This is a genomic window from Salmonella sp. SAL04162, from assembly GCF_046551535.1.
Taxonomy (GTDB): Bacteria; Pseudomonadota; Gammaproteobacteria; order Enterobacterales; family Enterobacteriaceae; genus Salmonella; species Salmonella enterica.
Window position 1 is genome coordinate 313447 of the sequence record NZ_JBGDVX010000004.1, and the last position, 23034, is coordinate 336480.

Below are 23034 nucleotides of genomic sequence, written 5' to 3' on the forward strand. Positions count from 1 at the left end.
ATGGCGGACTCTCGACAGGCACAAGGACCAGGCAAAAGCGTACTGGGTATCGGGCAGCGGATTGTCACCATTATCGTTGAGATGGTGGAAACCCGGCTGCGACTGGCGGTAGTAGAACTGGAAGAAGAGAAGGCGAACCTCTTTCAGCTTTTGCTGATGGTAGGTCTTACCATGCTCTTCGCGGCGTTTGGCTTAATGAGCCTGATGGTTCTGGTCATCTGGGCTATCGATCCTCAGTACCGTTTGAACGCGATGATCGCTACCACAGTTGTGCTGTTAGTGCTTGCGCTAATCGGCGGCATCTGGACTTTGCGCAAAGCGCGTCAGTCCACGCTATTGCGCCATACGCGGCACGAACTGGCTAACGATCGGCAAATTCTGGAGGACGATCAGTCGTGAGCAGCAAAAGCGAACGCGAAAAACGTAAAGCGCTGCTTCTCAGTCAGATCCAGCAGCAACGGCTGGATCTGTCCGCCAGCCGTCGCGACTGGCTGGAGACCACCGGTGCGTACGATCGCGGCTGGAATACGGTGTTAAGCCTGCGCTCCTGGGCGCTGGTCGGTAGCAGCGTAATGGCCATCTGGACCATCCGTCATCCTAATATGTTGGTACGCTGGGCGAAACGCGGCTTGGGTATCTGGAGCGCCTGGCGCCTGGTAAAAACTACCCTCCGTCAACAACAGCTCCGCGGTTAATATCTTTTCTTTTATAGCATCGCGCCATCAGGTTATCGCCCGATTACCCCTGGTGGCGCGATACTTTTATGCATATCGTCTCTTTATCAATCACTCAATTTTTTTGAAAAAATTTGGCAATTTTCCTTGCTAACAATTCCTGTATGCCACGTTTATGATTCTCTCCAGCGATAACAATGACGCGCTAAACCGTGTCATTGCTCATGAAAATAGTAGCAGCCGCCGAATCGGCCTCCTGGAGAATAAAATGAAAAAATTAGAAGATGTTGGTGTACTGATAGCGCGTATTTTAATGCCAGTTCTGTTTATTACCGCAGGATGGGGAAAAATTAGCGGCTATGCGGGCACACAACAGTATATGGAAGCGATGGGCGTACCAGGATTCCTGCTGCCGCTCACCATACTGCTTGAGTTCGGCGGCGGTCTGGCGATTCTGCTGGGGTTCCTCACCCGCACCACTGCGCTTTTCACCGCTGGTTTTACGTTGCTGACGGCATTGATCTTCCATAGCAATTTTGCAGAAGGTGTAAACTCGCTGATGTTTATGAAAAACCTGACCATTGCCGGCGGATTCTTATTACTGGCGTTAACCGGGCCTGGCGCGTTCAGCCTTGACCGTCTGCTGAATAAAAAGTGGTAAGCAATCTATACTCAATAAAAAAGCGAGGGAATAGCGCCTCGCTTTTGTCATCTGAAGGAGAGAGACATGGGACAACTGATCGATGGCGTCTGGCACGACACCTGGTATGACACCAAATCTTCCGGGGGGAAATTTCAGCGTTCAGCGTCGGCTTTCCGCAACTGGCTTACCGCTGACGGCGCGCCCGGACCTTCCGGCGAAGGCGGATTCGCCGCAGAAAAAGATCGTTACCATCTGTACGTTTCCCTTGCCTGCCCCTGGGCGCATCGCACGCTCATTTTCCGTAAACTGAAAGGTCTGGAGCCATTTATTCCGGTTTCCGTCGTGAATCCATTGATGCTGGAAAACGGCTGGACGTTTGATGATAATTTTCCGGCGGCCACCGGCGATACCCTCTATCAGCATGAATTTCTCTACCAGTTGTATCTGCACGCCGATCCACACTACAGCGGCCGCGTCACCGTGCCGGTCTTATGGGATAAAAAAAATCATACTATCGTCAGCAACGAGTCCGCCGAAATCATTCGTATGTTTAACTCCGCCTTCGATGGGCTGGGCGCTAAAGCCGGGGATTACTATCCCCCCGCGCTGCAAAGCAAAATTGACGAGTTAAACGGCTGGATTTATGACAACGTTAATAACGGCGTTTATAAAGCAGGCTTCGCCACCAGCCAGCAAGCGTATGATGAAGCGGTAGAAAAGGTATTTACTGCGCTGGCGCGCCTGGAGCAGATTCTCGGACAGCACCGCTATCTGACGGGCGACCAGTTGACCGAGGCGGATATCCGCTTATGGACGACCCTGGTACGCTTTGATCCGGTTTACGCGACTCATTTCAAATGCGACAAATACCGAATCAGCGACTACCTGAATCTGTACGGTTTCCTGCGCGATATCTATCAAATACCGGGCATTGCTGAAACCGTTAATATGGACCATATTCGTCACCACTATTTCCGTAGCCATAAAACGATTAACCCCACGGGTATCATTTCTATCGGACCGTGGCAGGATCTGCTCGAACCTCACGGGCGCGACGTGCGCTTTGGCTAACTTCAGGCGTCCTCCGGGACGCCTTATTAATAAATACCACAAATATTTACCAACATTTCATTCGCAGCTATTCTTAGTTTGATTACTTTAAAAACAAGTGATTGAACCATTATTGAGGCGAAAATGGATTGGTATTTAAAGGTTTTAAAAAATTATCTGGGATTTGGCGGCCGCGCACGACGCAAAGAGTACTGGATGTTTATTCTGGTCAATATCATCTTTACCTTTGTGTTGGGCCTGCTGGACGCCATGCTTGGCTGGCAACGCGCCGGGGGTGAAGGCGTTCTGACCACCATTTACGGCGTTCTGATCTTTTTACCGTGGTGGGCCGTGCAGTTCCGTCGTCTGCATGACACTGACCGCTCCGCATGGTGGCTACTGTTGCTACTTATCCCCATTATCGGCTGGCTTATCATCATCGCGTTCAACTGCCAGAATGGTACGCCGGGCGACAACCGCTTCGGCCCCGATCCGAAACGTTTTTCCTGATGGCGGCGCGGCGCCGCTTTTAAAGCGCCGCGCGCTATTTATTTTCCGGCGAATAGCTTAGGTATTTCCCGCAGGCACCAGGCTTTTGCCTCCCCCATACTGTCGCGCCGCCAGGCCATAATAATATCGATTTCGCTGGTCGATTCCGGGCTGACCACGCGTAGCCGCCCTTCGGCAATATCCTGTTCCACCATCGAATATGGCATAGTCGCGACGCCAAGCCCGGCCAGCAGCGCCTGACGTTTATCTTCAATCGTGCTTACCGTCAGACGTGGCTGCTTATCCAGCAGTTGCACCGTTAATACCGGCCGCTCGCGCGCGGTATCCGCTACCGCTACGCCGCGGTATTTAACCCGCGTCACTTCCGAAAGCGGCTCCGGCTCCTGATGAATAGGGTGGTCAGGCGCGGCGACATACACATTCATTAACGTATACAACTTACGGGAGTTAATTTCCGACGACGATCGAAAATGCATATCCGGGGCGATAACGATATCCGCCCGTCCCTGCTCAAGCCGCTCCCATGCGCCAGCCAGTACTTCGGTAATCAATGAAAGCTGCGTATTGGCTTTAGCGGCCAGCCGGTCGATCAGTGGAAAAAAAGCAGGCGTCGGTACCAGAGCTTCAGTGACCAGCGTCAGATGCGTTTCCCAACCGCGGGCCAACGCTTCAGCATCCGTCGTTAACTTGTCTGCCGCTTCCAGCAATACCCGCCCGCGTTCCAGCAGCATACGCCCGACGTTGGTGAATTTTGTACGATGGCCGGAGCGATCGAACAGTACAACGTCCAACTCTTCTTCCAGCTTCTGCATGGTGTAACTCAGCGCGGAGGGCACCCGCCCCAACTCATCAGCCGCTGCGGCAAAACTGCCCCGGCGGTCAATGGCGTCCATCACACGCAATGCTTCAAGCGTCAGCGCTCTCTCTTTAGCCATAACGTTCTCATTCAGGAAATTTGAACATACCGGGCAGAATATCTGGCTAACAATGCAGCGTCCAGCCCCTTAACATAAAAGGAAGTAAAGAGAGGTTAATAACGATGATTACGACCCGAACCGCCAAACAATGTGGACAAGCAGACTACGGATGGCTACAGGCCCGCTATACCTTCTCCTTTGGACACTATTTCGACCCTACACTGCTGGGCTACGCGTCGTTGCGCGTACTGAACCAGGAAGTGCTGGCGCCGGGCGCCTCTTTTCAGCCTCGAACTTATCCAAAGGTGGATATTTTAAACCTGATTCTGGACGGCGAAGCGGAATACCGCGACAGCGACGGCAACCATGTACAGGCTAAAGCGGGCGAAGCGTTGCTGCTCGCCGCGCAGCCGGGCATTAGCTACAGCGAACATAATCTCAGCAAAGTTAAGCCGTTAACCCGAATGCAACTGTGGCTTGACGCCTGTCCTGAACGGGAAAACGCGCTGGTACAAAAAATCCCACTCCTGGCGGCGCAACAACAGCTTCTTGCCTCGCCCGACGGTGAGCAAAACAGCTTACAACTGCGCCAACAGGTCTGGGTACATCATATTACGCTGGAGAAAGGCGAATCGCTTAATTTCCAGCTTCACGGGCCGCGCGCCTATTTGCAGTCGATTCACGGTACGTTCCACGCGATGACGCACAACGAAGAACGCGAGGCGTTAACCTGCGGAGATGGCGCATTTATTCGTGATGAACCTAACATTACGCTGGTTGCCGATACGCCGCTGCGCGCATTACTGGTAGATTTACCGGTGTAGCCAGCCAGAAAAGGAGTCGCAAGATGAGCAAAAAATCGGCGAAGAAACGTCAGCCCGTGGTAAAACCTGCCGTACAGGAGGCGATGAGCGCCACTGTGCCGCTGGGCTATGAAGAGATGCTAACCGAACTGGAAGCCATCGTGGCGGACGCCGAAGCCCGGCTGGCAGAAGAAGAGGCCGCAGCCTGAAATCATGCCGGATGGCGGCGCAAGCGCCCGATCCGGCTTAGAACAGGTAGACCCGATAAGCGCAGCGCCATCGGGCAACACGCTGCCCCGACGTCATGCCGGGGCGTTATTATTAATGCGCTTTACTGGCCATAATCTCGATGATCTGCTTGTCTGTCTGCTGCATTGAGCGACACGCCAGCGAACACAAATTCGAAATAGATTGTTCGACATTGTGCGCCACAATCCCTTCGTTTCCGGTCACCGCCGTATCATCCAACGCCATCAGTACGGCTTTCCACGCCGCCGACGCGCTGGTAGAGACTTTCATCGCACAGCTATTCGATGCGCCATCGCAAATCATCCCGCTGACATCGCCGATCATACTGCTGATAGCCATTGCGATAGTGTCATAACGACCATCTATCAGCCACGCCATACCCGCCGCCGCGCCCATCGCCGCCGTAGTTGCCGCGCACAGCGCCGACAAACGCGGAAGCTGATGGTGAATATAGATAGCGCTCAAATGCGATAACATTAGCGCGCGCGCCAGGCGCTCGTCATCGGCACCGACATGTTCAGCAACCACCATGACTGGCACCGTGGCGGTAATCCCCTGGTTGCCGGAGCCGGAGTTGCTCATCGCGGGCAACGTGGCGCCGCCCATTCTGGCGTCTGACGCCGCGCTGGTACGGATCAAAATCGCCGTGGAGAGATCTTTCGCCAGCAGACCGCGATCGCACTGTTTGGCCAGCGTCGAACCGATATGCAGCCCCCAGGAACCACGCAGTCCCTCCTGCGACAACGCGCCGTTTAGCCTGGCCGCATCCAGAATAAAGCGGATAGCGTCAAAGGGCACCGCATTCACAAACGCCAGGATCTCTTCCAGCGAGGTATGAGACAGCACTCCCAGCGGCGAGGTTTTTTCTTCTTCCTGCGCATTATCGGCCTGGGTAAATACCACGCCCTTGTCGGTTTCTATCCGCACAATGTTTGTATGATCGCCGACGATCGTGACACATGCCCAGCTATCGCCGCTATACACTTTCGCCCGTGAAAACAGGATATCGTTACATGGCTCCTGCAACATCACTGTGACATGTCCGGCGGCCAGCATCGCTTTTGCATTGGCAACGGCTTTAGCGGAAGCGTCTTTTAACACCTCCAACCCGGCTTTCGCATCACCGCCCAACGCGCCAAGCGCCGCGGCGATCGGTAGCCCTACCATTCCCGTTCCTGGAACGGTAACGCCCATACCATTTTTCATCAGATTAGGCGAAACCCACGCGTCAATGCGTTCAACTGTGCCGTCAAGTTCAGCCGCCGCCGCCGCTGCCGCCAGCGCCAGTGAAATTGGCTCAGTACACCCCAGCGCCGGTTTTACTTCTTCCTGTACGGCCAGGATAAAACTTTGCCACAATGGATTTATTTTAGATTCAAACATAACAACAACCTTAATCTCAGGTATATCAAGAGAATGCCAGGAACGGAGAAACGCATAGCAGCAGACCGGTAATAATAATCAGGTACAACGAAGCGCCTTTATATTTGTGCAATGCGGGAACCTTGTAGACCAACCATGCCGGAATTAAACAGCCCACCATACCGAAGATAGGGCTACAAATAGAGGTGAAGCTCAGTACCGGCGCGTTGAGCACAATGGCGCTCCAGGCCAGCAAAATAGCGAAAATCATAATGCCGCGCTGTACCAGATTTTCCTTAATCTTCTCGGCGGGCATTTTGCGGCGCAGGATATTCATCACAATGCCTTGCGTCGCTTCGCGGAATCCTAAGTAAACGCCAAAGAAGGCGGTCATGACGGCAAAGATGTTCAGAATTACGCTAACCACTTTGACCCAGCCAGCGCCATCGCCGCTAATAAACTGCGCGGCGATCGCCAGGGCGGAAATATTCTGCTCGTAGGCTTTCACCGCTTCGTCATGCCCCATCGCCAGGGTGAAGGAAACCGCATAGAAAAATACGGTAACGAACAAGACGCCAAACGCGATATTCATGGCGCGCAACGCTTTATGACGTGCGACCTCAATAGATTTTTCGCGTGAACGGTAAGAGATCACCATTGGGCTTAACGTCTGGATAAATAAAATCGAGGTCAGCGTAAATGGCAGGGTAATAATGGCGTTTTTAATCAGCAGGGCCATCGGCGGCAGCGCGCCAATGTTATACAGATGCCACATACCCACCATGGAGACGCCCAGCGCCGCTACTACCAGTAGCTTGGTCAGCACCATGCCGGTGGAAATTTTGAACAGTAATTTTTCACCGCGTGAGGAAATCGCCACCAGGATGCAGATCAGCACCAGACCATAAAACGGACTATCGGAAAGTAATCCTTCCGTTACGCCGAAAGTATGCAGATAAGAGGCGCTGTCGTTAGTAATCGCCGTAGAATAGACGAACATCCAGATGACGAGCATTACAAAGTACAGCGCGCCTAATAAAATACCCCAGTTTTTGCCCAGATAGCCGCTGATCACGCTGGGGTAGTCTTTACATTCCGGGGATTCCGCCAGCGTATTAATAAACAGCCGCTGGAACAGGTACATGGCCGGATAGCCAATAATAGAAGAGAGTAAAAAGACCCAAAGTCCCATCAGGCCAACCTGGACAGGAAGAAAAACGATCCCTGCGCCGATCGCCATCCCGATACTCATAATGACCCAACCGGTGTCGGTACTATCAAATTTGATGGCTTCACGCCATTCGCTTTCTGTCATCCCTGCCCGACGCGCCGGGGCTGATGCGTCGAGGATTACGCTGGTATTACTAGCCGATTCCATAAAATTCTCGCTCAATGTGTAGGTAGAGGTTTTTTTTATTTTTCGTGCCGCAGCAAGGCGATATGCAGAACGTGAGGTGCAGGTACTTTCTTGTAATAAGAAAATCATACGCGCACGATAAGAGAAAAACTTACCAATAAAACACCTGCATTTCTTGTGGGTTAAGAATTCTTTTCTATTTACTATTGGTTTAATGTTGTTATTTTCTCTATTTGACGCACATCACAACAAAAAAGGGCGCACATTGGTGCGCCCTTTTCTCAGCTTCTGTCTTCTGCGTTATCCCATAGCCTGCTCACTCTGCGCCTGTCGGGCCTATCCACAAACGACTTTAATCGCCAGACCGCCGCGCGACGTCTCGCGATATTTGTCGTTCATGTCTTTACCCGTTTCGTACATGGTTTCGATCACTTTATCGAGCGAAACCCGCGGCTCAGAGGTTCGGCGTAGCGCCATTCGCGCCGCATTTACCGCTTTAACGGCGTTAATCGCATTACGTTCAATACAAGGGATTTGCACCTGACCCGCCACCGGGTCACAGGTGAGGCCAAGGTTATGCTCCATCGCAATTTCCGCCGCAATACAGACCTGCGCCGGGCTACCGCCCAGCAGTTCTGTCAGCCCCGCCGCCGCCATCGAACACGCGACGCCAACCTCGCCCTGACACCCCACTTCCGCGCCGGATATCGAGGCGTTCATCTTGTACAGCATGCCAATCGCCCCCGCCGACAACAGATAACGGGCGATAGAGTTGGCATTGACCGGACGACGGAATTTGTCGTAATAGGCCAGCACCGCAGGAATAATGCCGCACGCGCCGTTGGTCGGCGCGGTGACCACTCGCCCGCCCGCCGCGTTCTCTTCGCTCACGGCCAGGGCGAACATGTTAATCCAGTCGATGACGTTCATTGGATCGCGGGAGAGATTATCGCTGGAGACCAGCAGACGCCGTAACGCTACCGCGCGGCGTGGAACGTTCAGCGGCCCCGGCAGCACGCCCTCAGTATTCATGCCACGTTCAATTCCGGTCGCCATCACCTGCCAGATGCGGGCAAAGCCAGCGTCAATCTGCTCTTTGCTCCGCAACGCCAGTTCATTTTGCATCATCAGACCGGAAACCGAGAGCCCCTGTCTTTCACACAGCGTCAGCAGTTCGCTGGCGGAATGAAAATCATACGGCACCGACTTTTCTACGTCGTGCGACTGACCAAAGCGTTCCTCTTCGACAATAAAGCCGCCGCCAATAGAGTAATACGTTTTGTGTAAAAGCGGCGTTTGTCCGTTCCAGGCGGTAATTCGCATACCGTTTTCATGGCGCGCCAGGGTTTCAGCGTGAAAGAGAATACTGTCGGCGACGGGAAAATCCACCACATGCGCGCCACCCGCCACCGATAAACGGCTGCTGCGGGCAACCTCCTGGATAAACGCCGGAATGCTATCAATATTGACATCCTGCGGCGTATTGCCCGCCAGGCCCATAATGATGGCGGTATCGGTCGCGTGGCCTTTGCCCGTCAGCGATAGCGATCCGTAAAGATCAACCGTGATGCGCGTCGTTCGCGGCAGGTCGCCGCTGTCGTTCAGCCGATCGATAAAACATTTTCCTGCATTCATTGGCCCTACGGTATGGGAGCTTGAAGGTCCAATGCCAATCTTAAAAATATCAAATGCGCTAATCATATCTCCCCCTAAGATTACCGTTCAGTGAAGATCCGTCGCGGGGCGATCCACACGATCGCCCCGTTCACGTTACATCGCCTGAGTAAAGGTGCGCGAAATAACGTCCTGTTGCTGCTCACGAGTCAGCGCATTGAAGCGCACGGCATAGCCGGAAACGCGGATCGTCAGGTTCGGGTAGTTTTCCGGATGTTCAATCGCATCCAGCAACATTTCACGGTTCATGACATTGACGTTCAGATGCTGCCCGCCTTCTACCTGTGCTTCATGATGGAAATAGCCGTCCAGCAGGCCAACCAGATTGGTTTTCCGCACCGCATCTTCTTTTCCGAGCGCCGCAGGCACAATCGAGAAGGTGTACGAAATACCGTCTTTGGCGTAGGTAAACGGCAGTTTCGCCACCGACGTCAGCGAGGCCACCGCCCCTTTGCGGTCACGACCGTGCATCGGGTTCGCCCCCGGCGCGAACGGCGTTCCGGCGCGGCGTCCATCCGGCGTATTGCCGGTCTTCTGCCCGTACACGACGTTCGAGGTGATGGTCAAAATGGACTGCGTCGGCACCGCATTGCGATACGTCGGCAACACACTAATTTTTTGCATAAAGCGTTTCACCAGGTCGCAGGCGATGCTGTCCACGCGCTCATCGTTGTTGCCGTACTGCGGATACTCGCCTTCAATAGCGAAGTCGATGGCAAGGCCGTTTTCGTCGCGGATCGGCTTCACCTGAGCGTACCTGATGGCGGACAGGGAATCCGCCGCCACCGACAGTCCGGCGATGCCGCACGCCATCGTCCGATACACATCACGGTCGTGCAGCGCCATCAGCGAAGCTTCATAGCTGTACTTATCGTGCATGTAGTGAATGATGTTCAGCGCGCTAATGTACTGCACCGCCAGCCAGTCCATAAAATGGTCGAGGCTCTCCATTACCGCGTCGTAATCCAGCACCTCATCCGTTAACGGCGCGGTTTTCGGCCCAACCTGGATTTTCAGTTTCTCGTCAACGCCGCCATTGATAGCGTACAGCAACGTTTTGGCAAGGTTGGCGCGCGCGCCGAAGAACTGCATCTGCTTACCGATGACCATCGGGCTGACGCAACAAGCGATGGCGTAATCGTCGCTGTTAAAGTCGGTACGCATTAAATCGTCGTTTTCATACTGCAAAGATGAGGTCACGATGGAGACCTGCGCAGCATATTTTTTGAATGCCACCGGCAACGCTTCTGACCACAGTATGGTCAGGTTCGGCTCCGGCGCTGGCCCCATCGTGTGCAGGGTATGCAGATAACGGAAGGAGTTCTTCGTCACCAGCGTGCGGCCATCAAGCCCCATCCCGCCAATAACTTCGGTGGCCCAGATCGGATCGCCGGAAAAGAGCGAGTCAAATTCCGGCGTGCGCAGGAAGCGCACCATGCGGATCTTCATGATGAAATGGTCGATCAGTTCCTGCGCCTGCTGCTCTGTCAGAAGGCCCGCGTTGAAATCGCGCTCAATGTAGATATCAAGGAACGAGGCGGTTCTTCCCAGCGACATTGCACCGCCATTTTGCGATTTTACCGCCGCCAGATAAGCGAAGTAGAGCCACTGTACCGCTTCCTGCGCGTTCCGCGCCGGGCGGGAGATATCATAGCCGTATTTCGCCGCCATCTCCTGCATTTGCAGCAGCGCGCGACGATGCTCCGCCAACTCCTCACGCAGGCGAATCGTCGCCTCAAGATTCTGTCCCTGCTCCAGATTCGACTGCAGATCGGCGAATTGCAGCTCGCGTTCGCGCACCAGATAACGGATGCCATACAGCGCGACGCGACGATAATCGCCAATAATGCGCCCGCGACCATAACCATCCGGCAAACCGGTTAATACGCCGGATTTACGGCAGCGCAGCATATCCGGCGAGTAAACATCGAATACGCCCTGATTATGGGTTTTCCGCAGGTCGGTAAAGGTATATTCAAAATCGGCGTCCATTTCGCGGCCATAAGCGTGGAATGAACTTTTAATCATGTTAACGCCGCCAAACGGATGCAAAGCGCGTTTAAGCGGCTTATCCGTTTGTAAACCGACGATTTTTTCCAGATCTTTTTCAATATATCCCGCATCGTGCGCGGTAATCGTCGTCGCGATGTTGGTATCGAAATCCACCGGCGCATGGGTCGCGTTCTCGATACGTATTCCCGCCATCACCTTTTCCCACAACGCCGTGGTCGCTGGCGTCGCGTCGGCGAGAAAAGATTCATCCCCCTCATAGGGCGTATAGTTATGCTGAATAAAATCACGGACATTAATTTCTTCTTTCCAGTCCGTACCTTTAAAATCACGCCATGCTTCGGCATACAGCATATCGCTGGTATCGATATTTACCTTCATGAAAAATAATCTCTCTACAAAACAGCCGTTAAGTTATGCAAATTCCACTGGTGCTTTCACGTTGCCTAAATGAATGGCATCAAGGGCAATCATTTTCTCTTCATTCGTGGGAATAACAGCGCAAATAACCTGAGAAGGGTTAGCGGAAATAATGCGCTCGCCGTGAGAATTCGGCTGCTTATTCATTTCAACATCTAACGTAAGCCCCAGTACGCCCAAATGTTCAATTACCAACTGGCGAATTAATACTGAATTTTCACCAATACCGCCGGTAAAAATAATGCCATCCAACCGATGTAACGATGCCGCGTGTCCGGCAATATGACGGGCGATACGGTGGACAAACGTTTTTATCGCTAACCGGGCGCGCTCATGTCCTTCGTGCCAGGCTTTTTCCAGGACTCTAAGGTCGGATGACAACCCGGAGATGCCGAGCAAACCGGACTCTTTATTCACCACTCGCTCCAGATCGCTCAACGTCTGCCCGGTTTCTTTGGCTATCCACGCCATCGCGCCGAAATCAACGTCGCCGCTGCGAGTACCCATCATCAGCCCCTCAAGCGGCGTCATCCCCATTGAGGTATCCACGCTCTGACCATTGCGTACCGCGCAGATAGACGCCCCATTGCCCAGATGCGCGACAATCAGACCCGAGTTTTTTTCATCGAGGTCAAGCAGTTCATACGCGCGCCGCGAAACATAGCGATGCGACGTACCGTGAAAGCCGTAGCGACGCACACCCAGACTGGAAAAATACTCCCACGGCAATCCGTATAAATAGGCTTCCGGCGCCAGCGTCTGGTGGAAACTGGTATCAAATACCGCCACTTGCCGCACGGCCGGGAAAAGGTGCCGCGCCGCGTCAATGCCGCTTAAATTAGCGTAATTATGCAGCGGCGCTAAAGGCGATACCCGACGAATATTATCGATAATCTCATCGGTAATAATGACGGACTGCGTAAATAGCTCTCCACCGTGCGCGATACGGTGACCAATTAATGCCACGCTATCCGTTAAATCACGTTTTTCCAGCTCAAAGGCAATGGCTTTTAACGCGTCCTCATAATTAGAGTGCGCGAGGTGTATCGGCTTATCGCCATTAATAGATAAAAAGGCGTTTTCAGTATTCATTCCATCTGCTATTCCCGCCATTAAAACATCACAGGTAGCGACATCCAGTACAGAGAATTTGATAGAAGATGATCCGCAATTAATGACCAGAACGACCGGAAATTCATTCATGTAGTGCCTCCGTCGATGTCAGCCTGCGTCCGCGCCCTGGGGTGGAACGCAGGCTAAACGTGAGGATTAGAACAATTTGTAGACAATATTCAGGATGGTCAGCAGACCAATCAGGGTGACGAACACGTTATCCAGACGACCACGGTACTTCGCCAGCGACGGCGCTTTACGAATGGCGTACATCGGCAGCAGGCATAACAGCGAGGCGATAATCGGCGCGCCCATCGCTTCAATCAGGTCCAGAATGTTCGGGTTTGCGTAAGCTACGACCCAGGTAGACCCCATAATGAAGATCATGCTGATGGTATTAAGCTTGCCCATAGAGACTTTGGTTTTATCGCCTTTATAACCGAATTTCAGCACCAGGCCGTTCAGCCCTTCCAGCGTCCCCAGGTAGTGGCCGAAGAAAGATTTGAAAATAGCAACCAGCGCGATGATAGACGCGCCATACTCCAGCACCGTTGCAAAAGTGGATTTTGTCCCCGACAAAGAGGCGAAATGGTTGGCCAGGTAGGAAAGTACCGGAATGTTCTGCGCTTTCGCATCCGCCATGTTCTGTGGAGAGAGCGTAAACAGGCAGCTAAAGGCGAAGAACATCACCACGGCGACCATCAGCATACTGGCGCGCGAGATGATCTGTGAACATTTCCGCTCGGTAAATTCGCGACCAAACTCTTTCTCATACTCTTCACGCTTAGACACCACGAAGGAAGAGACGATGGGCGAAAAGTTAAAGGAGAACACCATGATAGAGATGCCCAGCCACACCGTAACCAGTATGCCATCATGCCCGGTCAGCGCGATATTACTGAGATCAACCTGATCGATAACCGCCGAGTTCCAGTAAGGAATCAGCGATAATGAGATTAGCACCAGACTGGCGATAAACGGCCATACCAGGTAACTCATCACCTTAACCATCAGATCTTTACCAAACCAGATCACAAAGGCCATCAGCAGCAGCAAGAACAGCGCCACGAAACCGCGATTCAACGCTGGCATCTGCAACTGGTTTTCCCAAAACGTCATGAACGTGTTAGTAATGGTGACGCCATAAATCCACAGCAGCGGACAAATCGCAAAGAAGTAAAGGAACGTGATAACTACCCCGCCCGTTTTACCAAAGTGCTCTTCGACCGTTTCCGTAATATTGCCGGACGGATTAGATCCGGATAAACACAGACGCGCCAGCGCCCGGTGACAATAGAACGCAATGGGGTAAGCTAAAACCAGCATCAGCAGAATGGGGATAAGCCCGCCAAACCCGGCGCGGATAGGGAAAAACAGCACCCCGGCGCCAATGGCGGTACCAAATAAACCCAGCGTCCACGTCGTGTCCGATTTACGCCATGACGACTGTTTTGCCTGGCTGGATACAATGCTATCAGTAGTACTCATATCCTATCCTCACGAAAAGATTAAGCGTCAACTAAACCCGTAATTTGTGATACACGAGAAAGATCGATATTGCCGCCAGAAATAATACTGACCGTTTTTCTGTTCTGAATATGGCTATCTAATTTCCCGCTTAATAGTGCGGCGCAGGCCAGAGCGCCAGCGCCTTCAGTTATAACCTTATTGCGCTGAATTAAAGCGATCATGCTGTTACGAATTTCATCTTCGCTAACCAGAACAATGTCATCGACTAATTCACGAACAATTTCATAGGTTAAATTACCCGGGCGGGAGACATCACAACCATCCGCCAGGGTGCCGGTCGTTCGGTGCGTGGTTATTTCGCCAGCGTAATAAGACGCCGCCATACCGTGAACATTTTCGGCCTGTACGCCGATAACTTTAATGGTCGGGTTAATCGATTTAATCGCAATGGCAATACCTGCAATTAAACCGCCGCCGCCAATAGGCACGATAACATTATCGACATCGTACAGATCTTCCATAATTTCCAGACCAATAGTGCCCTGTCCGGCAATGACTTTTGGATCGTCGTAAGGCGGAATAAAAATGCGGCCTTCGGTTTCGACAATTTCACTCACCTTAGCAATGGTGTCATTGAAGTTGTCACCGTGGAGCACCACTTCCGCCGAATAATCACAGGTGGCCGCCACTTTTGACTTTGGCGCGCCCTTCGGCATCACGACTTTGCCGTCAATACCCAGCATTGCGCAAGAAAGAGAAACGCCCTGTGCATGATTACCTGCGGAACAGGCCACGACGCCTTTACGTTTTTCCGCCTCCGTTAACGAGCTAAGTTTGTTAAAAGCGCCACGAATTTTAAATGAACCCGTACGCTGCATATTTTCAAACTTGAGAAATATTTCGCCTTTGCAACGTTCACTAAAATAGTTAGAGCGAGGCATTCCTGTTTTATATATCTTCCCCGCCAGTCTTTTTTTCGCTTCGAGGATATCTTCAATTGCAACCGGGAGATCGTATGTAATGTGCATTATAACCTCTTAACCTGGGTATTAAAAATAAGTTACCGTTGCCCACTGTTCAAAAGAAACAGGTGACGTCAATTTCGCTAAATATGTTTATTCCATATCATTCAATTTCTATTAACTGCCTGCGTCTGCATCCATTATATGATGAATATTGTTTAGCCAATTCTACTAATACTGAAGCGGCTTTTTTGATACGATAATTTTTAGACCATACCGCCGCATAACGTGCAACGGGTAATGTGTCTTTGATTGGTATCGTGATAAATTGATTAGAGCCAAAAGGCGTGGTCATATCGCAGGGAATAACAGTTAAGAAATCAGCATTGAGAACAAGATTATATATTGTGACGACGGAATCTGTTTTAACAATGTTTTCGATGCTGATGCCATTTCGTTGTAGAGTGGTGAGTAATTCGCTGTAGTAGCCCATATTCGTTTGCGGCAACACCCACTGTTCGTCTTTTAACGATTCCAGTGTGATGGTGCCGGTGCATGTTCGGGACTTGCTGGCTACCAGGACAAACTCTGATTCAAACAGCGGCTCGACATGCAGATCCTGTAGCTGCATTTCATTACTGAGCGTACCGATAGCAAAGTCCAGCCGCCCGTCGCGCAGGGCCGGCAGGAATGAAGAGAGCTGGGCTTCGTACATGGATACCTGCGCTTTTGGAAAGACCTCTTTGAACTTATGAATCATATCGGACATGAAGGTAAAGCCAATCAGCGAAGGAAAACCAAACGAGACGTCGACAACGGTATTGCACGTCATACTGTTCATCTCGTTGATCATGTTTTTCATTTCGCGGGTGATAGATTCAGACCAGGAAAGCAGTACCTGTCCCGCTTCGGTCAACGTAACGCCGGTATTTTTGCGTACAATTAGCTCAACGCCAAAATAGGCCTCAACATCGCTAATGATTTTACTGACGGCGGGCTGGGTTAACCCTAACGATTTTGCGGCAGAACCGATAGAACCACTTCTAATGACTTCCTGAAAGACCACCAAATGCTGTGTTTTAGGGAGAACAAGAGTATTCATATCTACCGCTCTGAAATAACATTGTGAACGGCAGGAAGTGTAGCAAATTAAATCTTAAAGGTTATGTGCGACCACTCACAAATTAACTTACCGCAATTTTTACATGGTCTTTATTAAATAAATAAAACCTATTATTTCAATAAGTTGCAAAAACAAAGCAGTAACTTAGTCTGATTTCAATCAAAAAACAGGGTCGGGATAACGATATATTATGGCGATAACCAGTCTATTTTACCTCCTATTTTCGACGTCCTGTGAAGACGATATTTCAATCAATTACGGGACATTTTATCGACAATTCCAGCGTTAAATTTAAAGTGTAATTTCTCAAATTTAAGTATAAACCGGAGGTAAATGCGCTTAAAAACCGTTACGCGTCACATTTTTTTACCTTATTTGTTTGTAAAGAAACATTTAATAAAATTTTAACCAAAATATTTCATACATTTAATTTTCATTTACAACAAATAATTTACACCGCTTTCTTGCTGTTTTTCAGGATGTAATTTTGTGAAAGAAATCGATTGCTTTTCACTTCAACTAAAAATAGCGCAGTCTATAGCGTTTTGTGTTTCTCATCACAAAAACGAATAATATTATGTCACCACGGCTGTCAATTAATTGCCGGATAGTGACGCTGGCGTCTTCTGCAACCTCTATACCCTTCACCGGCCTGATAAGCAAAAACCCGCCAGCTTACACTGACGGGTTTTTGCATGAAGAGATGAAACTGACCGATAAGCCGCTTTCTTTTGGGTATAGTGTCGTGGACAGTCATTCATCCTGCCGCCCTGTAAAAGCAAAAACCCGCCAGCTTACACTGACGGGTTTTATGAAGAGGTGAAACTGACCGATAAGCCGCTTTTCTTTTGGGTATAGCGTCGTGGACAGTCATCCATCCTGCCGCCCTGTAAAAGCAAAAACCCGCCGAAGCGGGTTTTATGAAGAGGTGAAACTGACCGATAAGCCACTTTCTTTTGGGTATCGCGTCGTGGACAGTCATTCATCCTGCCGCCCTGTAAAAGCAAAAACCCGCCAGCTTACACTGACGGGTTTTTGCATGAAGAGATGAAACTGACCGATAAGCCGCTTTCTTTCGGGTATAGCGTCGTGGACAGTCATTCATCCTGTCGCCCTGTAAAAGCAAAAACCCGCCGAAGCGGGTTTTATGAAGAAGTGAAACTGACCGATAAGCCGGGTTCTGTCGTGGACAGTCATTCATCTAGGCCAGCAATCGCTCACTGGCTCAAGCAGCCTACCCGGGTTCAGTACGGGCCGTACCTTATGAACCCCTATTTGGCCTTGCTCCGGGTGGAGTTTACCGTGCCACGGACTGTTACCAGCCGCGCGGTGCGCTCTTACCGCACCCTTTCACCCTTACCTGATCCCACTTGCGTGGGCCATCGGCGGTTTGCTCTCTGTTGCACTGGTCGTGGGTTTCCCCCCCAGGCGTTACCTGGCACCCTGCCCTATGGAGCCCGGACTTTCCTCCCCTCCGCCCGTCTCCCCGAAAGGACGACGACGAAGCGGCGACTGTCTGGTCAGCTTCGGCGCGCAGTATAGAGGGTTCGCGCGACTTTGTCACCCTGCGCTGCGCATTCCTATCGCCAGAGCGGCAGCAACATTTCTGGATGCCCGATAAATATTGTCAAAAGCGCCCCGAAAAGCCTCCTCCAGCGTCACGATGCGCGTGAGTACGCTAAAGACAGCGTCGATGCCATAGTGATGCACTATCCCTACATCGTGCGTCAGGCTGCCGGCAATGCCAATCACTGGCTTATGATATTTTTTCGCCACATTCGCGACGCCAATCGGCACTTTACCGCGAATACTTTGGCTATCAATCCGCCCTTCTCCCGTCACCACCAGCGTACAGTCGTGGATATGCTCCTCCAGGTTCAGTGCCGCCGTGACAATTTCGATCCCGCTGCGTAATTCCGCACCGAGAAAAGCCATTAACGCCGCCCCCATACCGCCTGCCGCGCCTGCGCCGGGCGCCGCCTTTACGTCGACATTCAGCGATTTTTTTATGATGTCGGCATAGTGAGCAAGATTTCTGTCCAGCTCAACAATGTTCTCTTCGGTCGCGCCTTTCTGCGGCCCAAAAATTCGTGATGCGCCGTTGTCGCCGATCAGAGGATTAGAGACATCGCAAGCGACACGAATCGCGCAGAGTTTTAAACGGGGATCGAGATCTGAAATATCAATGTCGCTTAGACAATGAAGGCTTCCGCCACCGTAACCGATATCCGCGCCGTTTGCATCGCGCAGTTTTGCGCCCAGCGCCTGCATCATCCCTGCGCCGCCGTCATTTGTCGCGCTGCCGCCAATGCCGATAATGATATTGCTTGCGCCGCTTTCCAGCGCCTGCAATATCAGCTCCCCCGTTCCCCGCGAGGTAGTAATCAAAGGGTTGCGTTTTTCTGGCGGAACCAGCGCCAGTCCGCTGGCCGCCGCCATTTCAATAAACGCGGTTTTACCATCCCCGGACATTCCCCAGCAGGCTTTCACTTTTTCACCCAACGGCCCGGTCACCCATGCGGTGCGTTCAACGCCCTGCGTCGCGGCAATCATGGCTTCGACCGTTCCTTCGCCGCCATCGGCAACCGGAACAGAGACATATTGCGCATCGGGGAAAATTTCCCGAAATCCTTTTTCTATCGCCTGCGCTACCTCGGCGGCAGAAAGGCTTTCTTTGTAGGAGTCGGGGGCAATTACGATTTTCATAGTGGTAGCCTGTTACTGCACAACGCCGGATGGCGTTTCACTTATCCAGCCTGAAATTCAGGCCCGGATCGCTACACGCCATCCGGGCACAACGTCGTTAGCGAGTGACTTCCACTTTCGCCAGTTTTTCGTAGTAGCACGCCAGCGCGCTATGGTCGTCATTACCGTGTCCATCCGCGCGTAACGCCTGCATCATTTCCATAACGGCGGCGGTCAGCGGGAGCTGCGCGCCAACGCCGTGGGAGGTATCCAGCGCATTCGCCAGATCTTTAATGTGCAGATCGATACGGAAACCTGGCTTAAAGTTTCGGTCCATGACCATCGGCGCTTTCGCATCCAGTACCGTGCTGCCAGCCAGACCGCCGCGAATCGCCTGATAGACCAGATCCGGGTTGACGCCCGCTTTAGTCGCCAGCGTCAGCGCTTCAGACATGGCGGCGATATTCAACGCCACGATCACCTGGTTAGCCAGTTTTGTGACGTTGCCTGCGCCGATATCGCCGGTATGCACCACGGAACCCGCCATCGCTTTCATCAGGTCGTAGTACTTGTCGAAAATGGCTTTATCGCCCCCCACCATCACCGACAGCGTGCCATCAATCGCCTTCGGCTCGCCGCCGCTGACCGGCGCATCCAACATCTCAACGCCCTTCGCCTTCAGCGCATCGCTGATTTCACGGCTTGCCAGCGGCGCGATAGAACTCATATCAATCAATACGGTTCCCGGCTTCGCGCCTTCGATGATACCGTTCTCGCCCAGCGCAACCTCTTTCACATGCGGAGAGTTAGGCAGCATCGTGATGATGACGTCACACTGTTCAGCGATCGCCTTCGCCGTAGAGGCCGTTTCCGCGCCTGCGGCAATGACGTCGGCAATCGCTTCAGGATTACGATCGGACACCACCAGCGAATACCCTGCTTTCAGTAAGTTTTTGCTCATGGGCTTACCCATGATGCCTAAGCCAATAAAGCCAACTTTCATCGTCATAGCGTTCTCTCTTTCCATACCAGGATTATTTTTTAAAGGTGTCGGCAAGCTTCTGCGTGCTGGCGCGGAATGCGCCTAAATCGCTGCCAACGGCGACAAAGGTCGCGCCCCATTCCAGATAACGGCGGGCATCCGCCTCTACCGGCGCCAGAATGCCGCACGGTTTACCGTGCGCTTTAGCGCGGGCGAAAATATGTTGAATCGTCTGCTGCACGTCAGGGTGAGAAGCATTGCCGAGATGACCCAGCGCGGCGGCCAGATCGCTTGGGCCAACAAAAATGCCATCAACGCCTTCCGTTGCGGCGATGGCATCAACATTGTCGACACCCAACTGGCTTTCGATTTGAACAATAATGGTGATGTTTTTGTTCGACTGCGCAAAGTAATCAGGCACCGTACCGAACATATTCGCGCGGTGAGAAACGGAGACGCCGCGAATGCCTTCCGGCGGGTAACGCGTCGAGGCGACGGCGCGAGCCGCTTCCTCTTGCGTTTCAACAAAGGGGATCAGGAAGTTATAAAACCCAATATCCAGCATCCGTTTGATAATGACCGGTTCATTGGTTGGCACACGTACTACAGGCGCGCTGGCGCTGCCTTTCAATGCCATTAGCTGCGGAATTAAGGTGGTCACATCGTTCGGCGCATGTTCGCCATCCAGCACCAGCCAGTCAAATCCCGCCAGACCGAGAACTTCGGTGGTGATTGGGCTTGCCAGTGCAGACCAGCAGCCAATCTGCACCTGTTGCGCCGCCAGCGCCGCTTTAAACTTATTAGGGAAAATAGCGTTATTCATCGCTTATACCTTCGCTTATTTCTTTAATTCTCTACATGTGATGCCGCCACCATAACTTATAGCAACGACAATAAAATGCTTATCTGAAATCAGAATGGATCTCCACATTCTATTTCTAATGTGGTACACATCCTGTAGCACAATATACCGTTCTGATATCTTTAGCGTCTTTTATTATTATCATGGTATTTTCAAATAACTCGTCAGATACACTGAATTCGCCATTCAGTATAAACAGCCTATGGCGGATAATCATTGTGCAAACGCTCATTAAAAAGGGATTATTTAACGCTTATTTTTGAGCATACGCCCATGATACTGGGCGCTAATGCACACATTTACGCTTTACCCGGCCTACATAAAAAATTTCATAATTTGCGGTGATCTGGATCACATTCTTATATTTATACTCCTGTCATTCTTATTTCATTATGCATGAACTTTATTTCTTATATTGAGATTTAACGATTTAACCATAACCAAAATAGATAATCCTATTTCTATCATCCAGGCTGGAGAATGTTGAACAATGGCCAATATCGAAATTCGCCAGGAATCGCCATCGGCGTTTTATATAAAAGTACATGAAACCGATAATGTCGCAATTATTGTTAATGACCACGGTCTTAAAGCCGGAACACGTTTTCCGGATGGCCTGGAACTGACTGAACATATTCCGCAAGGCCATAAAGTCGCTCTGACGGATATCCCCGCTCACGGCGAAATCATCCGTTATGGCGAAGTCATCGGTTATGCGGTACGCGACATCCCGCGCGGAAGCTGGATCGACGAGTCGCTGGTTGAACTGCCAAAAGCGCCGCCGCTGAATACGCTACCGTTGGCGACCAAAGTACCGGAACCGCTGCCGCCGCTGGAAGGCTACACGTTTGAGGGCTATCGTAACGCCGATGGCAGCGTCGGCACCAAAAATCTGCTTGGCATTACCACCAGCGTGCACTGTGTGGCGGGCGTGGTCGATTATGTGGTGAAAGTGATTGAGCGCGATCTGCTGCCCAAATACCCGAATGTCGATGGCGTTGTAGGGCTAAACCATCTGTACGGCTGCGGCGTGGCAATCAACGCGCCGGCGGCGGTCGTGCCGATTCGCACGATTCATAATATCGCGCTCAACCCCAATTTTGGCGGCGAAGTGATGGTGATTGGCCTCGGTTGCGAAAAACTGCAGCCGGAACGACTGCTGGAAGGCACCGAGGATGTCCCCGCCATCGCCGTTGAAAGCGCCAGTATTGTGCGTTTACAGGACGAGCAGCATGTCGGCTTTAAATCAATGGTCGACGATATTTTGCGGGTCGCCGAACGCCATCTGACGAAACTGAACCAGCGCCAGCGCGAAACCTGCCCGGCCTCCGAGCTGGTCGTCGGGATGCAGTGTGGCGGCAGCGATGCGTTTTCCGGCGTCACGGCAAACCCGGCGGTGGGTTATGCTTCCGATCTGCTGGTACGCTGCGGCGCGACCGTCATGTTCTCGGAGGTCACCGAAGTGCGCGATGCCATTCATCTTCTGACGCCGCGCGCCATCAACGAAGCCGTGGGTAAACGCCTGCTGGATGAAATGGCCTGGTACGATAACTATCTTGATATGGGGAAAACCGATCGCAGCGCTAACCCGTCCCCTGGCAACAAAAAAGGCGGCCTGGCGAACGTCGTGGAAAAAGCGTTGGGCTCTATCGCTAAATCGGGTAAGAGCGCCATTGTCGAAGTATTGTCGCCGGGCCAGCGCCCCACCAAACGCGGCCTGATTTACGCCGCGACGCCCGCCAGCGATTTCGTCTGCGGCACGCAGCAGGTCGCTTCCGGCATTACCGTACAGGTCTTTACCACCGGACGCGGCACGCCTTACGGGCTGATGGCGGTGCCGGTAATTAAAATGGCGACGCGTACCGAGCTGGCGAACCGTTGGTATGACTTAATGGATATCAATGCAGGCACCATCGCCACGGGTGAAGAGACAATCGAAGATGTGGGCTGGAAGCTGTTTCACTTTATTCTCGATGTCGCCAGCGGCCGGAAAAAGACTTTCTCGGACCAGTGGGGATTGCATAACCAGCTGGCAGTGTTTAACCCGGCACCTGTGACCTGATCTATTCTGGAAAGCGCCTCGCAAAACATGGCTTAAGGGCCATGTTTTCATATGTTTGATAAACTGCGCCATGTTCATACCGGATATGGCAAAAACACCCACTCCA

20 protein-coding genes and 1 other RNA gene are annotated in these 23034 nt (G+C 52.0%); 8 read left to right on the forward strand and 13 right to left on the reverse strand.

Annotated elements, in window-relative coordinates; translation table 11 throughout:
• From ACLJRH_RS10485 to ACLJRH_RS10505, 5 genes are all read left to right on the forward strand, one after another.
• Positions 1-399, forward strand: a complete 399-nt coding sequence (locus ACLJRH_RS10485) for a phage holin family protein (RefSeq protein WP_000785626.1) — start codon at positions 1-3, stop codon at positions 397-399.
• Positions 396-695 (forward strand): YqjK-like family protein, encoded by a 300-nt coding sequence (locus ACLJRH_RS10490; RefSeq protein WP_000095795.1) that lies wholly within the window; start codon positions 396-398, stop codon positions 693-695. Before ACLJRH_RS10485 ends, ACLJRH_RS10490 begins: the two co-directional genes overlap by 4 nt.
• Positions 696-942: 247 nt before the next feature.
• A complete protein-coding gene (locus tag ACLJRH_RS10495) occupies positions 943-1335 on the forward strand; it encodes a DoxX family protein (protein ID WP_001592732.1) in 393 nt (130 codons plus the stop codon).
• A 66-nt stretch (positions 1336-1401) separates the two neighbouring features.
• On the forward strand, positions 1402-2388 hold the full coding sequence (locus tag ACLJRH_RS10500; protein WP_023137408.1) for a glutathione S-transferase family protein: 987 nt from the start codon (positions 1402-1404) through the stop codon (positions 2386-2388).
• A 123-nt stretch (positions 2389-2511) separates the two neighbouring features.
• Positions 2512-2877 (forward strand): DUF805 domain-containing protein, encoded by a 366-nt coding sequence (locus ACLJRH_RS10505; protein WP_000384139.1) that lies wholly within the window; start codon positions 2512-2514, stop codon positions 2875-2877.
• Positions 2878-2915: 38 nt separating this feature from the next.
• Here the strand turns inward: ACLJRH_RS10505 and yhaJ are convergent, their stop codons facing one another.
• The gene (gene yhaJ, locus ACLJRH_RS10510) at positions 2916-3812 is read right to left on the reverse strand and encodes a DNA-binding transcriptional regulator YhaJ (protein WP_001041026.1); all 897 of its coding nucleotides are present in this window, start codon (positions 3810-3812) and stop codon (positions 2916-2918) included.
• A 104-nt stretch (positions 3813-3916) separates the two neighbouring features.
• Here yhaJ and ACLJRH_RS10515 point away from each other — a divergent pair, with 104 nt between their 5' ends.
• Positions 3917-4618, forward strand: coding sequence for a pirin family protein (locus tag ACLJRH_RS10515; RefSeq protein WP_000633549.1), 702 nt, complete (start codon positions 3917-3919; stop codon positions 4616-4618).
• 23 nt (positions 4619-4641) lie between these two features.
• Positions 4642-4806 (forward strand): hypothetical protein, encoded by a 165-nt coding sequence (locus ACLJRH_RS10520; RefSeq protein WP_000039326.1) that lies wholly within the window; start codon positions 4642-4644, stop codon positions 4804-4806.
• Positions 4807-4918: 112 nt separating this feature from the next.
• Here the strand turns inward: ACLJRH_RS10520 and ACLJRH_RS10525 are convergent, their stop codons facing one another.
• The 12 genes from ACLJRH_RS10525 to garL form a co-directional block, all read right to left on the reverse strand.
• Positions 4919-6229: a serine dehydratase subunit alpha family protein gene (locus tag ACLJRH_RS10525; RefSeq protein WP_023137409.1), complete on the reverse strand. Its 1311-nt coding sequence runs from the start codon at positions 6227-6229 to the stop codon at positions 4919-4921.
• A 25-nt stretch (positions 6230-6254) separates the two neighbouring features.
• Positions 6255-7586, reverse strand: a complete 1332-nt coding sequence (locus ACLJRH_RS10530; protein ID WP_000443189.1) for an amino acid permease — start codon at positions 7584-7586, stop codon at positions 6255-6257.
• Positions 7587-7901: 315 nt separating this feature from the next.
• Positions 7902-9266, reverse strand: coding sequence for an L-serine ammonia-lyase (gene tdcG, locus ACLJRH_RS10535; RefSeq protein ID WP_000622086.1), 1365 nt, complete (start codon positions 9264-9266; stop codon positions 7902-7904).
• Positions 9267-9335: 69 nt separating this feature from the next.
• Positions 9336-11630 (reverse strand): formate C-acetyltransferase, encoded by a 2295-nt coding sequence (pflB, locus tag ACLJRH_RS10540; RefSeq protein ID WP_000867314.1) that lies wholly within the window; start codon positions 11628-11630, stop codon positions 9336-9338.
• A gap of 33 nt (positions 11631-11663) precedes the next feature.
• Positions 11664-12872, reverse strand: coding sequence for a propionate kinase (gene tdcD / locus ACLJRH_RS10545; RefSeq protein ID WP_001527989.1), 1209 nt, complete (start codon positions 12870-12872; stop codon positions 11664-11666).
• Positions 12873-12938: 66 nt separating this feature from the next.
• On the reverse strand, positions 12939-14270 hold the full coding sequence (gene tdcC, locus ACLJRH_RS10550; protein ID WP_000108129.1) for a threonine/serine transporter TdcC: 1332 nt from the start codon (positions 14268-14270) through the stop codon (positions 12939-12941).
• A 20-nt stretch (positions 14271-14290) separates the two neighbouring features.
• Entirely contained in the window at positions 14291-15280 is a 990-nt protein-coding gene (tdcB, locus tag ACLJRH_RS10555) for a bifunctional threonine ammonia-lyase/L-serine ammonia-lyase TdcB (RefSeq protein ID WP_000548368.1), read from the reverse strand.
• 97 nt (positions 15281-15377) lie between these two features.
• Positions 15378-16316: a transcriptional regulator TdcA gene (gene tdcA / locus ACLJRH_RS10560; RefSeq protein ID WP_001094907.1), complete on the reverse strand. Its 939-nt coding sequence runs from the start codon at positions 16314-16316 to the stop codon at positions 15378-15380.
• Between the two features lie 1174 nt (positions 16317-17490).
• An RNA gene (rnpB, locus tag ACLJRH_RS10565) (RNase P RNA component class A) lies at positions 17491-17865 on the reverse strand.
• Positions 17866-17897: 32 nt separating this feature from the next.
• Positions 17898-19043, reverse strand: a complete 1146-nt coding sequence (gene garK, locus ACLJRH_RS10570) for a glycerate 2-kinase (RefSeq protein ID WP_023137146.1) — start codon at positions 19041-19043, stop codon at positions 17898-17900.
• A 97-nt stretch (positions 19044-19140) separates the two neighbouring features.
• On the reverse strand, positions 19141-20031 hold the full coding sequence (gene garR, locus ACLJRH_RS10575; RefSeq protein ID WP_000178106.1) for a 2-hydroxy-3-oxopropionate reductase: 891 nt from the start codon (positions 20029-20031) through the stop codon (positions 19141-19143).
• A 25-nt stretch (positions 20032-20056) separates the two neighbouring features.
• Positions 20057-20827 carry a 2-dehydro-3-deoxyglucarate aldolase gene (gene garL / locus ACLJRH_RS10580; RefSeq protein ID WP_001057715.1) on the reverse strand — a complete coding sequence of 257 codons (771 nt, stop codon included), beginning with the start codon at positions 20825-20827 and terminating at the stop codon, positions 20057-20059.
• A gap of 529 nt (positions 20828-21356) precedes the next feature.
• Here garL and garD point away from each other — a divergent pair.
• On the forward strand, positions 21357-22928 hold the full coding sequence (gene garD, locus ACLJRH_RS10585; RefSeq protein WP_001273723.1) for a galactarate dehydratase: 1572 nt from the start codon (positions 21357-21359) through the stop codon (positions 22926-22928).
• Positions 22929-23034: the final 106 nt, after the last annotated feature.

Bases quoted from the DNA above. Each gene is read 5' to 3' on its own strand.
- ACLJRH_RS10485 (WP_000785626.1), top strand. From the start codon at position 1: ATGGCGGACTCTCGACAGGCACAAGGACCAGGCAAAAGCGTACTGGGT.
- ACLJRH_RS10495 (WP_001592732.1), top strand. From the start codon at position 943: ATGAAAAAATTAGAAGATGTTGGTGTACTGATAGCGCGTATTTTAATG.
- ACLJRH_RS10500 (WP_023137408.1), top strand. From the start codon at position 1,402: ATGGGACAACTGATCGATGGCGTCTGGCACGACACCTGGTATGACACC.
- ACLJRH_RS10505 (WP_000384139.1), top strand. From the start codon at position 2,512: ATGGATTGGTATTTAAAGGTTTTAAAAAATTATCTGGGATTTGGCGGC.
- yhaJ (WP_001041026.1), bottom strand. From the start codon at position 3,812: ATGGCTAAAGAGAGAGCGCTGACGCTTGAAGCATTGCGTGTGATGGAC.
- ACLJRH_RS10515 (WP_000633549.1), top strand. From the start codon at position 3,917: ATGATTACGACCCGAACCGCCAAACAATGTGGACAAGCAGACTACGGA.
- ACLJRH_RS10520 (WP_000039326.1), top strand. From the start codon at position 4,642: ATGAGCAAAAAATCGGCGAAGAAACGTCAGCCCGTGGTAAAACCTGCC.
- ACLJRH_RS10525 (WP_023137409.1), bottom strand. From the start codon at position 6,229: ATGTTTGAATCTAAAATAAATCCATTGTGGCAAAGTTTTATCCTGGCC.
- ACLJRH_RS10530 (WP_000443189.1), bottom strand. From the start codon at position 7,586: ATGGAATCGGCTAGTAATACCAGCGTAATCCTCGACGCATCAGCCCCG.
- tdcG (WP_000622086.1), bottom strand. From the start codon at position 9,266: ATGATTAGCGCATTTGATATTTTTAAGATTGGCATTGGACCTTCAAGC.
- pflB (WP_000867314.1), bottom strand. From the start codon at position 11,630: ATGAAGGTAAATATCGATACCAGCGATATGCTGTATGCCGAAGCATGG.
- tdcD (WP_001527989.1), bottom strand. From the start codon at position 12,872: ATGAATGAATTTCCGGTCGTTCTGGTCATTAATTGCGGATCATCTTCT.
- tdcC (WP_000108129.1), bottom strand. From the start codon at position 14,270: ATGAGTACTACTGATAGCATTGTATCCAGCCAGGCAAAACAGTCGTCA.
- tdcB (WP_000548368.1), bottom strand. From the start codon at position 15,280: ATGCACATTACATACGATCTCCCGGTTGCAATTGAAGATATCCTCGAA.
- tdcA (WP_001094907.1), bottom strand. From the start codon at position 16,316: ATGAATACTCTTGTTCTCCCTAAAACACAGCATTTGGTGGTCTTTCAG.
- garK (WP_023137146.1), bottom strand. From the start codon at position 19,043: ATGAAAATCGTAATTGCCCCCGACTCCTACAAAGAAAGCCTTTCTGCC.
- garR (WP_000178106.1), bottom strand. From the start codon at position 20,031: ATGACGATGAAAGTTGGCTTTATTGGCTTAGGCATCATGGGTAAGCCC.
- garL (WP_001057715.1), bottom strand. From the start codon at position 20,827: ATGAATAACGCTATTTTCCCTAATAAGTTTAAAGCGGCGCTGGCGGCG.
- garD (WP_001273723.1), top strand. From the start codon at position 21,357: ATGGCCAATATCGAAATTCGCCAGGAATCGCCATCGGCGTTTTATATA.